Source organism: Clostridium sardiniense (assembly GCF_050584765.1).
Taxonomy (GTDB): domain Bacteria; phylum Bacillota; class Clostridia; order Clostridiales; family Clostridiaceae; genus Clostridium; species Clostridium sardiniense_A.
In genome coordinates this window covers 1321917-1335687 of record NZ_JBNOOR010000001.1, presented here as the reverse complement: position 1 = coordinate 1335687, position 13771 = coordinate 1321917, and the positions used below count along the sequence as shown (strand labels likewise).

Below are 13771 nucleotides of genomic sequence, written 5' to 3'. Positions count from 1 at the left end.
ATAATTTTTAAGATAACACTTTCTGTTATGGAGGTGTTGTCTTATTTTTTTATTTATTAAAGAATATTCATATACAAATATAAAGAGAAAGCTACAATTACTATATATTTTAAATGTAAGTGATATAACACTTACTTTAATTTTATTAAAAACAGGTATGTTTAAAGAAGCTAATGGGGTTATGGTTAACGTAGTAGAAAATCCTATATTAAGTATTCTTATTAAAGTAGGTTTAGTGGGATTACTTATATATTACTTAATTAAAAGAATGATTAATGCAACAAATAAGCAATTATTAATGTCTAATTTTATATTGAATGGAGCATTAGGTATTTATTTAATAATTAATTTAATGCATATATCATATATATTTTTATATCTAATATTATTGAATGTGATCTAAGGTGCTATTATATAGCATCTTTTTTTCTATTAATAAACTGTTTACATAATAGAAATATAATCCATGGTAAAATATTCTTATATTAGATAAGGGGGAATAAATATGAAAGTAGGAGTAAGAACTCCTAGCTTAAAGAAGAGCATAAGCGCTAGAACTACTGGGAGGATTAATAGAGAAATAAAAAAATCAATCAATCCAGCATACGGTAAAAAAGGTATGGGGTGGATTAATGATCCTAGGAAGGCTGCTTACAATAAAGTTTATAATAAAACTACAGTATCAATCGTAGATATCATAGGTACTTTATTTATATTTTTTATTATATTTATAGTGTTTATAATTATTTTTTAAGGAGAGAAACAAATGAAGAAAGCAAAAAAAATATTAAGCTTATTTTTAGTTACTATAATAACAGCTGGAATTATGGTAAGTTGCGGAGAAAATAAAAAATCTGCAAATAAGAATAAGGTATATAAAGTTGGAGAAGAAGCTATTATAAAGCATGATGGAAAAGATATGTATTCATTAAAAATAGATTCTGTTAAAAAGGCAAATGATTTTGAGTATAAAGAAGATTTTAAAGATGCTAAAGAAATAATAGAAGTTACATATACATATAAGAATTTAAATAAAAATGATAATACTTTATACATTCATGGTGCTGATTTACAAGTGGCTGATTCTAAAGGAACGATAGCTAATTCAAGTGATATGTTTCCTAAAGGAAAGCCAAAAGAATTAACACCAGGTACTAATTGTACGGTTAATGCGTATTATGGATTAACTAATGAAAGTGATAAAGTTAAAATTATTTTTTCAAGTGAAACATATGGACAAAATTTAGAATTTGATGCAAATGTAGAAAAATAAATATTTTAATGTAATCAATAAAAGACCAGAGATATAATCTGGCCTTTTATTTTAGTGAGATCAAATGGTATTTTTAATGCATTTGTATTTTAATTATTGACATAATATTTTATATTATACATCTATTTATAATGAGAGGTATTTTAAAAGTGGGGGATAAAATATATGAAAAAGATATTGAGAGTAGGAGTTAATTAAATTATTAATATTTTACAAATTTAATTAACTGTTTATTTACAAAATAAATGATATATTTATGGTAATATATTCTTGGTTTTACTAAGGAGGAATAATAATGGGATTATTTAGTTCAAAAGAAGTGTGCTCTATTTGTGGAGAACAAGCAGGTGTAACGAGATCAAAATGTGCGGACGGAATAGTTTGCAGCAAATGTAAAAAGAAAGTAAAGAAATATTTACTAGACGGTACAAATAAAGTGACTGCACAAGAGATAATAAAAATCATAGAAGATGCAGGGGATGATTGGGACAAGTGTGATGTATGCGGTAATAAGTTAGGATTACTTAATCATCAATGTCAGAATGGTTTTATATGCGGTAGTTGCAGTAGAACATATACAGATTATATAGGGACGACTATGATTAATTATAAGAAAATTAATATACAAGAACTACAATCAGTATATGATAAAGTACAGATATTTAAAAATGATTTAATAAATTTTAAGCCAACTAAATCAGTAGGAATATATTTATGTGTAAATGATGAAACAAAAAAATGGTATATACCAACAAATAAGATTGGATCAATAGGACCACGTATATTTAAATTTTCAGATTTAGTATCTTATGAAGTATTAGAAGATGGTGATACAATAACATCAGGTGGATTAGGAAGAGCTGTTGCTGGCGGAGTTCTATTTGGTGGAGTTGGTGCTATAGTCGGTGGTGTTACTGGTAAAAAGAGAACAAAGAAACTTGTTAAGAGTTTATCAGTAAGGGTAGTCGTAGATACTATAGAAAGACCATACGAGATTATATCTTTAATTACAAAAGAAACAAAAACTAATTCATCTACATATACAAAAGCGATGCAAGATATAAATGAAATAGTATCAGTATTAGAAATAATATCTAGACAAAGTGAAAACTCACAAGCAGTTAATAATATAGTAACTGGTGCGAAAATTATTGATGAGAATAAAACAATCAATGAAAATATTAATTCAGATCAGAATTATATTTTTTGTAGAATGTGTGGAAGTAAACTAGCCTCAGACTCAAAATTCTGTAGTTCTTGTGGAGAAAAGTTATAATAAAAGGCCTAGGAAAAATTCCTAGGCTTTTCTTATACGTATATCAAAATAATTTTTAGATAAGTTAAAATTATTTATTAATTGATTTAAATATTGTTTATTAGGTATACGTTGATTAGATTCCCATCTATATATAGTCATAGTTCCTACATTAGCCTTTTTAGCAAATTCATTATATGATAGTCCACTTTTAAGCCTTAAAAGCTTTATTTTATCACCTATAGTTTTATCAGGATATATTGATAGTAAAGATATGTTTTTAGATTCGAATATTTGGTTGAATGTTGTTCTTTTGTTCACACGGCACATGCCAAATTGATGACTACTTATTATCCATTAAAGAAACTTAGAAAAATAATCGGATTAGAAAAAGCAAAATATGTTGATCCTTATGCTGGAAGTAAAGGTAATTCTATTAGATATCTTTCTGTAGCGCCTAGAAGTAATGATATGAGAGTAGACAGTGTTTCCAATCTATTATGTGGAGGAGAAAAATCAGGACTTTTTGTTGGCCATACAGAAGCCATATGTACGGGAAGTTTAGCAGGTCATAATGCTGTAAGACAAGTTATGGGTATGCCACTCTTAATAATGCCAAGAAGTCTAGCAATAGGAGATATAATTGCATTTGCAAATGAGAAATCAAATAGTAGAGAAGGCAGAAAGAATAGATATACATTTGCGGGCTCTGAATATTTTAAGAGAATGAAAGAACAAGGATTATATACTACAGACATCAACGAGATAAAAGGTAAAATAAAAAAACTTAATCTTGATAATATATTTGAACAAAAACTTTGCTAACAAACTGAGCCTACTTAAAATAATATTTTAAGTAGGCTTTTCATTATATTTATAAAAATACTTATTATAAGAGTGTGCCTAAAATATTCTAATTATAAAATAAAAGGCTATCTTTCAAAGTACGTAGCAAATACAAAGAAATGCAAGGAAAAAGGCTCAATAGTTATACAAAAAAAATGAATTAAATAAGTTAGTAAAATTAAAAAAATATATAAATAATATAAAAATTTAAATTAAGAAAACTATTTAGTTTAGCGTATAAAATTATTAATTATTCCATAGTATATTTTTTTATTAGTAGAGAAAAATATATATGATAATAATAGTTTACTAAGGAGGAGTTTAAATGGGAAACAGTAAAGTAGAAGAAAAGAATCAAACAAACACAAATCATTTTTTAAAATGGCTTGTAAGATTAGTTTTATTTACGATTGTTTTAGGAGTAACAGCATTTTTTACACCAGGATTCACTATTAGTGGATTTTGGTCAGTTGTATTAGCAGCAGTTATAATAAGTATTGTAGACTATGTAATAGAGTTATTTATGGGCGTTGATGCATCACCTTTTGGAAAAGGTATAAAAGGATTTATTGTAGCAGCTATAATAATATATTTAACACAATTTTTAGTTCCAAATATGAGTTCATCTATAGTAGGAGCATTAATAGCAGCCTTAATAATTGGTATATTAGATGCAATAATACCTGGAAGAGTTATGTAGTATACAGATTAAAAATAACTTAACAACTAATAAAATTTAATAATCGAGAAAAGAGCCTAATAGGCTCTTTTCTTTTAAGATCTAATATTAAATATTAGATCTTAAAAGAAATGCTCGTAAATAATTATTAAATAAAAAAATAAATATATAAATTACAATTATTAAAAACTTATATAATTTATATTTGATAACAATTATACAATCAAGTTATAATATAATATACTTACAATTTGAAAGGGATGGATACATATGATAAATAAGGAAATAATTAGAGAAATGATACAGGAAGAATTAAATAAACCAATTAATTTAGATATAATTTACCATGATAAGAATATGCCAAAATTAGAGAAAATAGATAAAGGAAATTGGATAGATCTTAGAGTGATTATTGGTGGAAAGAAAAATGGAATAAAGTTAACAGAAGAAGATTTTAAAGATGGAATCCTAAAGTATAAAGAAGGTGATTCTATGATGCTATGCTTAGGAATATCTTTAAATCAACCTAAAGGGTATGAAATTAATATTGTACCTAGAAGTTCTACTTTTAAAAATTATGGATTGATTCAAACTAATCATTACGGAGTAGGGGACGATACTTACATAGGAGATAACGATATATATTATTATCCTTGTTATGCATTAAGAGATGGAGAAATTGCGTTATATGATAGAGTGTGTCAAATGAAAATAAACAAAGCTATGCCAGAATTAATAATTAATGAAAAAAATAGCTTTGGAAATGATAGCAGAGGAGGATTTGGTAGCACAGGAATTAAATAATATATAAAAGCTTAAATTTAGCGAATAAAAAGCATCTATGTTAAAGTAGATGCTTTTTATTCGCTAAATGTATCTTATATAAAATACTCGTAAATGAAATAATAAGAAATAAAACAAAAAATAAACATAATAAAAATTATGACACATATACTTATTAAAAAGTATTAATTTTTAGGAGATAATATTATTATGGAATTATTTATATTTATTATGGCTGCTTCAATAGGATGTAGTTTAGCAGTATATTACTTTAATAAAAATGATGGTAAAGTTAATTAAACAAAAAAAGACCATATAATATGGTCTTTTTTTGTTTAATTAGGAAATGATTTAGTACCAACGAAATCATTTCCTAAAATATCTTTTGTACTATTAAGAGAACGCTCAGCTCTAATATAAGCATTATCAGGAAGATCAAATTTAGTCTTATCTTTTATAGCAGCTTCCACAGGAATAATCGTATGAGTATATAGACCATTTCCTTTAGGACGTCTGTATACCCAAGTTGGAATAATTGTATACTTATCTAAATATAATTTATTATTCTTTAATCCTAATGTAAATCTAATTAATAAACCATCTTCAGTTAGAGAATTTTTAATTTCTTCATAACATTGATTTGATAAGAAGTTACCTTGTGAATATATTACAAATGTTGAGTGATTATTATTTGTAATTATTTCATATGGTTCAATAACATGAGGGTGGCTTCCAAGTATGATATCTACGCCCATTTCATTCATCTTATTTGCAATTTCCTTTTGTGATTTATTAACTTTAGTACTGTACTCATCACCCCAATGAAAAGAACCTATAATAAACTCAACTCCTTCTTTTTTCATATCATCTATGGATGATTGAACACTTTTATAAAGACTAGGAAGATCATCATAACTGAATGAATTTACTAGTGGCTTTATTTCATTTGGTATTGGAATACTATTTATAGAATTTGCACCAGTCCTATAGGTATAAGCAAATAATCCAACTTTATGTCCATCAATATCATAAATTATATAATTTTTATCACCTTTATTATCTTTTACTCCAAGATTAATTAATCCATCATTAGTACTTTTTTTCATAGTACTTTTTAATCCTTTCGTACCTTGATCAATTACATGATTAGATGCATAATTTATTACATCAAATCCTGTATTTTTCAAAGCTTCTAAGAATTCATTTGGGGAATTAAATGTAGGATATCCTTCAGGCTTCCCGCCGTTAACATTTCCTTCAAATACTCCTATACTTAAATTTGAATCTTTTATATAATTTTTCACATATTCAAAGCTTTTATCGAAATTATAAGTACCATCATCTTTTTTGGCACCTGCAATTTGTGCATCATGAGTCATCATATTTCCAACAGAAGTTATAGTATATAGTTTTTCATTTTTATTAAGCTTAACTTCAAAGTTTTTGGTTTTATTTTTATAGAATATATTATAAATTCCATAAAATGATAATCCTAAAATAATTATAATTCCAAATAAAAAGATAAAATTTTTAAATGTTAAATATTTTTTCGAATGCTTACTCATTAATATCACTCTTATCCTTTGTTATTTAATTTATTTTTTAAAGAAGTAATTTCATAATCTAATTTAGATAAATATTCTTCCAGACATAAATTGTTTTTCATTATATCTTCAGCAGCAACCTTTCCTACATATCTATAATGCCAAGGCTCATATGCATATTTTGTTATTGAAACTTTATCTTTTGGATATCTTAATATAAATCCATACTTATAACAGTTATTTATAAGCCATTTAAAAGACTTTGTATTTTCAAACTTAAAATCCAAATCTTCAAATTCTGTACTTACTATATCCATTGAGAATCCGGTTTCATGCTCACTTGCACCAGGAGGAGCAGAGTATTTTAAAGTTTCAGTAATACCTTTTTTCTTTACATTCGAATTAAAAAGAATAACTTGTACATTATGTGACCTAAATCCAGAAGCTCCCATTAAATAAATTCCATCTTTTTTAGCAGCATCAAACATCTCTTTGGCTTTAATAGCAACATTTTTATTTAATTTAGTGGTGGTTATATATGGTAAAAATGGCAATTTGCTTTCTACTATATCAGATGGCTTATAAGATTCATTAAGAAGAGTATCTTTATTTACTAAAAAGACTTCTGGGTTATCTCTTTTTTCTTCTAATAATTTAATACTGTTTTCAATACTTATAATTTTATTTTCAGATTCTACTTTATCAATTTCATGTAAGTATAAGTTATATAATAAAACTGACGAAATTAAAAATGAAATAATAACTATTAACTTCAACTTGAAATTTTTTATATTTACACTTCCCTTCAGTATAAGCAAAATAAAAATTCGGAAGCATTATACACCACCGAATTTATATATACTTATTAATATATTGGCATTTCAATGTATATATTACTAGGATATTTTAACAAAAACAATAGAATATACCTAATTACATTCTATTGTTAAAAGTTAATTAAAATAATTTACATATTATATAAAATTTAATAGTTAAAAATAATAAAAAAAAAGAGGGTATACAAAAGTAAACCCCCTTATAAACTACTTTGACTTTTCTAAAATATAATTAAGATTAGTTACATATCTATCTTTACAATCTTTTAAAAATTCCTCATTAAATTTATCTGATATTCCTGCAAAACAAATAAATTTATTTAAATTAGTAATTAGCTTTTCTTCTTCTAAAGTACCATTAATAAAATCTCTTATACTATCTTTACTAGTATCGAGCATATTTAGTATTTGCTTCATATTTTGGTAAATAACATTTTCTCTTCTTACGTATTTACTTAGTACTTCTGTATATATTGCGTAAGTAGATATGATACTAAATGAATTAGAATCAAGATTTTTTAAAGAGTCAAGATTCTTTACTTTGCAATAATTTAAAAAATTAATTAGCAAATCAGCAATATTTCTCTCTTCCACCAAATGATTATAAATAATTCTTTCAACACAGTTTCTTTTGTTACAAATTTTTTCCATTTCAATGATATTCATAATATCAACCCTTTCTTTTTGTAATGACCCAATAACTTCTCTTTTGTATATTAATTTAATTCTATACTTTTTTTAAAAATCCTTCTATAAATAGAAAAAAGTGTAAATAATAAATTTATATAATATTTTCTTATAAAAGAATAAATATATAATTTATGGAAAATATATGTTTATAAGTTGAAATAAAGGGTGGCGAGAATGAAAAATAATATAACAAAAACATTAATAATAATAATTTTGGCAATATTGTTTGGAAGTTGTATTTTTAATTTATTAATTGATATAAACAATAAAGCTACAAAGGTTTCTGGTAATTATAATAATTGGAATAAAATAAAAATAACTGAATCTAATAATAATACATATTCTAAAATAAATGATACAAACACATTATCATTAGAAATAGCAAAATTTAATAAATTAAATTATATTTATAAAGGATATGATGATAAAGTAATTTCTGTAATTGGAACATTAGATTCAGTAGGGGAAAATGTATGGGCTGGATATGTAAATAACAGTTTATATGGAATATCATATTGTAAAATCAATATCAATAATAAGGAAATAATAGAGACTCGTACGAGATTAGATTCTAATTGTGGGAGTATAGAATATTTTAATAAATCTAATGAAAAGATAACTGAAAATAAAGCTTATAATATAGTAAATAAAACATATACTACGAATTTAAATGAAAAAGATGAAACTAATAAGATATCTAGTATTTCAATTGAATAATTATATTATCACGAAAAAGAATCAATACTATTGGTTCTTTTTCGTAATAAAAGCACACTTTATTGAGTATTATTTAAACATATAACTAGTAAGGTGCGTGAATAATAAATGAGTGAAATTATAGATTGGTTAATAACATTTACAGAAACTATGGGGTATATTGGAATATTAATTGTTGTAGCTTTAGAATATGCATGTTTTCCTATGTCAAGTGAGATATTATTGCCTCTAATAGGCATGTTAGTTTATAAAGGTGAATTAAACTATTTATTAGTTGTTATCACTTCAATTTTAGCAGGAATAATAGGATCAACCATATGTTATTTTATAGGAGTTATTGGGGGAGCGCCGTTATTAAATTATAGTAAACTGAAATTTCCTAAAACTAGAAGAGTAATTAATTCTTTGAATAGATGGTTTAATAGGTATGGAAAAATAGCTGTACTTATAGCTAGAGTTGTTCCAATAACAAGAACATATGTTTCTATACTCGCTGGAGCACAAAAATTAAATTACTTAACATTTATAGCATATTCATCTATTGGAATTGCTTTTTGGAATACGGTATTGATTCTTATAGGATATTTTTTAGGAGATAATTTTGAACTAATAACTATTTTATTAAAAAAATATTTAAATATAATAGTACTTGTAATAATAATTATTATATTTATTCGTCATAAAATTAAAAATAAAAAAAGAAGAGTTTTTGCTAAATTATAATAAAAAATAACCTGTATACATACAGGTTATTTTTTATTAATAATCAATTCCGCAAGCCTTTATATTTTCCTTATTATCAGAACTACAAGGTGTTACAGCATAAGTCATATTACATTTAGGACATTTACATACTAATTTATCCATAACAAAAGTATCACCACATGAGCAAACTATAGTATGATTAACTTTTGTTGGTATATTTTCAAATCCTTTACCTCTAACTAAATCTGCAACTGCTTTTCCATCATTTCCTAAAGATGAACATCCACAACTCATAATAAATTCCTCCTAAGTTTTATTAATTTATTTTATTATATAAGATTTATAAAAAAATTTCAGTAACATGTGATACGAAATAATGTATCGGTACATTATGAGATATCTAAATAGTATGATACCATAGTTAATAAATATTTTATAGGAGAAGATTAAAATGAACAGACAAAAGAGAGTAGCCATAATAAATGATTTATCAGGAATAGGAAAATGTTCATTAGCAGTTGCACTGCCTCTGCTTTCAGTTTTAAATATAGAAGCGTGTCCATTACCTACAGCTGTATTGTCAAATCAGACAGGATTTGATGAATTTTCATTTTATGATTTGAGTGATAGTATGAAAGATACATTAGAAATCTGGCAAAAAAGTAATGAATATTTTGATGCAATATATACTGGTTTTTTAGGCTCTGAGGAGCAAATAGAGATGATAGAGAAATTAATAAGATTCAACAATAAAGCTATAGTTATAGTTGATCCTGTAATGGGGGATAATGGAAATATGTATGATACATATACAGTATCGTTATGTAATAAAATTAAAGAATTAGTATGTATGGCTGATATAATAACTCCAAATATAACAGAAGCTATAATATTAGCAGAAAATAATTTTAAAGAAATTAATATAAATAATATAGATATAAATAAAGTAAAATCTATAGCTAAATCTCTTTCAAAACTTGGTCCTAGCTATGTAGTAATAACAGGAGTTATAATAGATAATAGTATCTTTAATATATTATATAGTAAAGATACAGATGAATTTCATTTAGAAAAATCCACCTATCATAATTGCTCTTATAGCGGAACTGGGGATATATTTACTTCATTAATAAGTGGATATATTTTAAAAGGAATTAATATAAAAGTAGCTATGAAAAAAGCTTCTAAATTTATTTCAAAAGCTATTGATAAAACAATGAATGTTTCGACAGATCCTAGATATGGAATTCAATTTGAAGGTATTCTAAAGGAGGTTTTACTAGATGAATTATAATATAAAAGTATTAATAAAAACAGCTTTATTCACTTCACTTATTGTTATTATGACAACATTCTTTTTACATATACCAACAGGATTAAATGGGGGATATATTCACTTAGGAGATGTTTTTATTTTTCTAGCAGCAGTATTCTTACCAAAACGATATGCTATAATGGCAGCAATTATAGGAGGAGGATTATCAGACTTTCTATCTGGTGCAGTAGTTTGGGTTATTCCAACTATGATAATAAAACCTTTGCTAGTACTAGCATTTACAAATAAAAGTGAAAAGATATTATGCAGAAGAAATATAATCGCTTCAATATTAGCTATCTTTATAACTTACATAGGATACTCTATTGCAAATGGTATATTTGTTGGTAATATGTTTTTAGGATTTTCAGCAGCTAGTCTAGATATAGTACAAGGCGTTTCTAGTTCAATTATATTCATAATTATAGGTAGCATATTAGATAAAATAGGAGTATTTAATAAAGTTATTTCAGAATAATAAATGATAAAATATTTGTAAAAAACAAAAATCTATGTGATTTCACATAGATTTTTTTCGTTATTAATAATTATATATAATAGATTTTAATAGAGAAATTTAGTTATGAATATTAAATCACATATAAGAGAAAATAATAAAGTAACTTATTTTTATTGAGGTGATTTTTATGACAAAAAATGAATTCCCTAATGACTTTAGTAAACAAGATGAACTGGCGCAGCCTGGTATAGAAGAAAATATGAATCCATTACCTATATATTCTTTAAATAGCTATATAAATGATGGAAAAAGATTAAAGAATAAGGTAGCTATAATTACAGGTGGAGATAGTGGTATTGGTAGGGCTGTTAGTTTAGCTTTTGCAAGAGAAGGAGCTAAAATTGTAATAGTATATTTCAATGAATCCAAAGATGCTAATAAAACTTTAGAATTAGTCAAGGCAGAGAACTGTGAAGGAATAACTATAGAAGGTGATATAGGAGAAGAATCTTTTTGCGAAGAAGTTGTAAAAAAAACTATAGAAAAGTTTGGAACTGTTGACATACTCGTTAATAATGCGGCAGAACAACATACTGCTGATTCTATAATACAAATCACTTCTGAACAGTTGATAAGAACTTTTAAAACTAATATTTTTTCAGCATTTTATATGAGTAAGGCTGTTTTACCATATATGAAAGAGGGAAATTGTATTATAAATACAACTTCTATTACAGCATATCATGGAGATAAAGCTCTAATTGATTACTCATCAACAAAAGGTGCATTGACTTCTTTTACAAGAAGTCTAGCATTAAACTTGGCAGATATGGGGATACGCGTAAATGCTGTAGCACCAGGTCCAGTGTGGACACCTTTAATACCATCTTCATTTAAAAAGAGTGATTATCAAAAATTTGGATCTAAAGTGCCTTTGAAAAGGCCTGCTCAACCTGTAGAGTTAGCTGAAGCATATGTCTTTTTAGCTAGTGAAGGAGCTTCATTTATAACTGGAGAAACAATACATATTAATGGTGGGGAAGTAGTTAATAGCTAGTATATAGAATATGAAATTAAAGTAGATTAAAATTTTATAAAGAGATTTATAAAAAGATACTAATGTATACGGCTGAATTAAAAGCTAATATTAAAATAACAACGAATTGGATAAAGTAAGTTTATTTTAAATAATTTGCTGAAAAAGAAATAATATAAAAATATCAATTAATAATTAAAGTATAGTATTATCCAATAAGATTATACTAAGTATATAGGAAGGTGATAAATATGGGTAAAAATAAAAAAAATAAAGAAACTACTGGAAATCTATCAAATGCAAAAGTAAAGAGTCATAGTGAAAATATAGATAATAGAAATGCTTTTACGGAGAAAAAAATAATTAAATGATCTGTATAATAAAAAGAGGAAATTAATCAATTTCCTCTTTTTATTATGGCTACATTTATTGTAGCTCTAAATAATACAAATTAATTAATATTTGACTACACAATAACAATATGAAAATTAATAGTGAAAATTTTATAGTTTTAAGTTATAATATTAAAATGTGATTTAAAAGAAAGTTTAAAATTATTACTTAGGAGGAGTAAATGAAATACATTGTAAATGTACCAGATGAACTAAACGTTCGGGTAGAAGAAATAATAAATAATATAAATAATTTTTGTAGTAAAGTATTAGACGATGAATATTCAGAAATATGTGCTAAATTAATTGAAGTATTAGCTAATAATGAAGATAATAAACTATCAAGAGGAAAAAGTAATACATGGTCTGCTGGAATAGTACATTCAATTTTCTTTGTTAATGATACTCTTAATAAAAGAGGGCTAAGAATGGATGAGTTAGCAGATTTTTTTGAAGTTTCAGAAGGAACTATTGGAAGTAAGTCAAGAGAAATTAGAAAACTATTAAATATAGACAAGACATCTAAAGAGTGGAAAGTAAAAGATGATAAAGCTAAATGTTCATCTTGTTGTGATAGTGAAGATAGTGTTATTGATTTATTTGATAAAGCATTAAATATAGATGACGTAGAAAAAGGAGCTATAGAGCTTAGAAAATGTGCTGTAATGCTAAAAGATAAGCTTGGAAAAGAATATTTTAATGAATATAAAGGGCAAATAGGAGTATCTGCAGAAGGTGATTTCTATTTAACTATATTATCAACATTATCTAACTATGAGTTTGCATTAGGGAACTATGAAGAAAGTTTTAGAATAGAAAAAGAGCTACTAGAACTAGATGAATATGATTCAAGAAATGTACGACATTCTATAGTTTTTAGAGCATTAATAAATAAAGATTATGAATTTGCTAATACAATTCTTCAAAAATACAATGAAGAAGACTGCATATTTTTTAAATATGCAAAAGTATTATATTACTATTATAAGGATGATAGAAAAAATGCTAGAAAATCTTTAAAAAAGGCATTAAAGCATAATTCATATTTTATAGAATGCTTAGTTGGAAATATACCAACTATTGATGGCGAAATCAGTTCATATAAAAAAGGCAGCTTAGAAGAAGCAAGTCTTTGTATTGAATATAGTTTACCATTATGGACAAATCAGAAAATCGGATCATGGCTTATTAAAGCTATAAATAAGATAAAGTAAAAAGTAGGATTAAATCCTACTTTTTT

At 25.3% G+C, this 13771-nt stretch carries 17 protein-coding genes and 1 pseudogene; 13 read left to right on the top strand and 5 right to left on the bottom strand.

Annotated elements, in window-relative coordinates:
* Positions 1-22: 22 nt before the first annotated feature.
* From ACQPUW_RS06525 to ACQPUW_RS06510, 4 genes are all read left to right on the top strand, one after another.
* Entirely contained in the window at positions 23-403 is a 381-nt protein-coding gene (locus ACQPUW_RS06525) for a DUF5658 family protein (RefSeq protein ID WP_430837286.1), read from the top strand.
* 102 nt (positions 404-505) lie between these two features.
* Entirely contained in the window at positions 506-754 is a 249-nt protein-coding gene (locus ACQPUW_RS06520; protein ID WP_430836658.1) for a hypothetical protein, read from the top strand.
* A gap of 12 nt (positions 755-766) precedes the next feature.
* Positions 767-1273 (top strand): hypothetical protein, encoded by a 507-nt coding sequence (locus ACQPUW_RS06515; RefSeq protein WP_430836657.1) that lies wholly within the window; start codon positions 767-769, stop codon positions 1271-1273.
* 295 nt (positions 1274-1568) lie between these two features.
* Entirely contained in the window at positions 1569-2549 is a 981-nt protein-coding gene (locus ACQPUW_RS06510) for a DUF4428 domain-containing protein (RefSeq protein ID WP_430836656.1), read from the top strand.
* A gap of 21 nt (positions 2550-2570) precedes the next feature.
* Here the strand turns inward: ACQPUW_RS06510 and ACQPUW_RS06505 are convergent, their stop codons facing one another.
* The gene (locus ACQPUW_RS06505) at positions 2571-2849 is read right to left on the bottom strand and encodes a helix-turn-helix domain-containing protein (RefSeq protein WP_430836655.1); all 279 of its coding nucleotides are present in this window, start codon (positions 2847-2849) and stop codon (positions 2571-2573) included.
* Here ACQPUW_RS06505 and ACQPUW_RS06500 point away from each other — a divergent pair.
* From ACQPUW_RS06500 to ACQPUW_RS06490, 3 genes and pseudogenes are all read left to right on the top strand, one after another.
* Positions 2850-3353: pseudogene (locus ACQPUW_RS06500) on the top strand (FAD-dependent oxidoreductase); the annotation flags it as partial.
* Positions 3354-3699: 346 nt separating this feature from the next.
* Positions 3700-4074 (top strand): phage holin family protein, encoded by a 375-nt coding sequence (locus tag ACQPUW_RS06495; protein WP_430836654.1) that lies wholly within the window; start codon positions 3700-3702, stop codon positions 4072-4074.
* Positions 4075-4323: 249 nt separating this feature from the next.
* Positions 4324-4857: a deoxyuridine 5'-triphosphate nucleotidohydrolase gene (locus ACQPUW_RS06490; RefSeq protein ID WP_430836653.1), complete on the top strand. Its 534-nt coding sequence runs from the start codon at positions 4324-4326 to the stop codon at positions 4855-4857.
* 314 nt (positions 4858-5171) lie between these two features.
* On the opposite strand, the gene ACQPUW_RS06485 is transcribed toward ACQPUW_RS06490, so the two are convergent.
* From ACQPUW_RS06485 to ACQPUW_RS06475, 3 genes are all read right to left on the bottom strand, one after another.
* Positions 5172-6401, bottom strand: coding sequence for a CapA family protein (locus ACQPUW_RS06485; protein WP_430836652.1), 1230 nt, complete (start codon positions 6399-6401; stop codon positions 5172-5174).
* An 11-nt stretch (positions 6402-6412) separates the two neighbouring features.
* Positions 6413-7156 (bottom strand): M15 family metallopeptidase, encoded by a 744-nt coding sequence (locus ACQPUW_RS06480; RefSeq protein ID WP_430836651.1) that lies wholly within the window; start codon positions 7154-7156, stop codon positions 6413-6415.
* A 267-nt stretch (positions 7157-7423) separates the two neighbouring features.
* Positions 7424-7867: a hypothetical protein gene (locus tag ACQPUW_RS06475; protein ID WP_430836650.1), complete on the bottom strand. Its 444-nt coding sequence runs from the start codon at positions 7865-7867 to the stop codon at positions 7424-7426.
* 213 nt (positions 7868-8080) lie between these two features.
* Here ACQPUW_RS06475 and ACQPUW_RS06470 point away from each other — a divergent pair, with 213 nt between their 5' ends.
* A complete protein-coding gene (locus ACQPUW_RS06470) occupies positions 8081-8623 on the top strand; it encodes a hypothetical protein (RefSeq protein ID WP_430836649.1) in 543 nt (180 codons plus the stop codon).
* 108 nt (positions 8624-8731) lie between these two features.
* Positions 8732-9346 carry a DedA family protein gene (locus ACQPUW_RS06465; protein WP_430836648.1) on the top strand — a complete coding sequence of 205 codons (615 nt, stop codon included), beginning with the start codon at positions 8732-8734 and terminating at the stop codon, positions 9344-9346.
* 36 nt (positions 9347-9382) lie between these two features.
* On the opposite strand, the gene ACQPUW_RS06460 is transcribed toward ACQPUW_RS06465, so the two are convergent.
* Positions 9383-9622 carry a hypothetical protein gene (locus ACQPUW_RS06460; RefSeq protein ID WP_430836647.1) on the bottom strand — a complete coding sequence of 80 codons (240 nt, stop codon included), beginning with the start codon at positions 9620-9622 and terminating at the stop codon, positions 9383-9385.
* A 157-nt stretch (positions 9623-9779) separates the two neighbouring features.
* On the opposite strand from ACQPUW_RS06460, the gene ACQPUW_RS06455 reads away from it, so the two are divergent.
* The 4 genes from ACQPUW_RS06455 to ACQPUW_RS06440 all read left to right on the top strand — a co-directional run bounded on the left by ACQPUW_RS06455 (position 9780) and on the right by ACQPUW_RS06440 (position 13745).
* Entirely contained in the window at positions 9780-10622 is an 843-nt protein-coding gene (locus ACQPUW_RS06455; protein ID WP_430836646.1) for a pyridoxamine kinase, read from the top strand.
* The gene (locus ACQPUW_RS06450) at positions 10612-11121 is read left to right on the top strand and encodes a TIGR04002 family protein (RefSeq protein ID WP_430836645.1); all 510 of its coding nucleotides are present in this window, start codon (positions 10612-10614) and stop codon (positions 11119-11121) included. The genes ACQPUW_RS06455 and ACQPUW_RS06450 overlap by 11 nt, the downstream gene beginning before the upstream one ends.
* A 169-nt stretch (positions 11122-11290) precedes the next feature.
* Entirely contained in the window at positions 11291-12160 is an 870-nt protein-coding gene (locus tag ACQPUW_RS06445) for a glucose 1-dehydrogenase (RefSeq protein ID WP_430836644.1), read from the top strand.
* Positions 12161-12713: 553 nt separating this feature from the next.
* On the top strand, positions 12714-13745 hold the full coding sequence (locus ACQPUW_RS06440; protein ID WP_430836643.1) for a DUF6398 domain-containing protein: 1032 nt from the start codon (positions 12714-12716) through the stop codon (positions 13743-13745).
* The last annotated feature ends 26 nt before the right edge of the window (positions 13746-13771 follow it).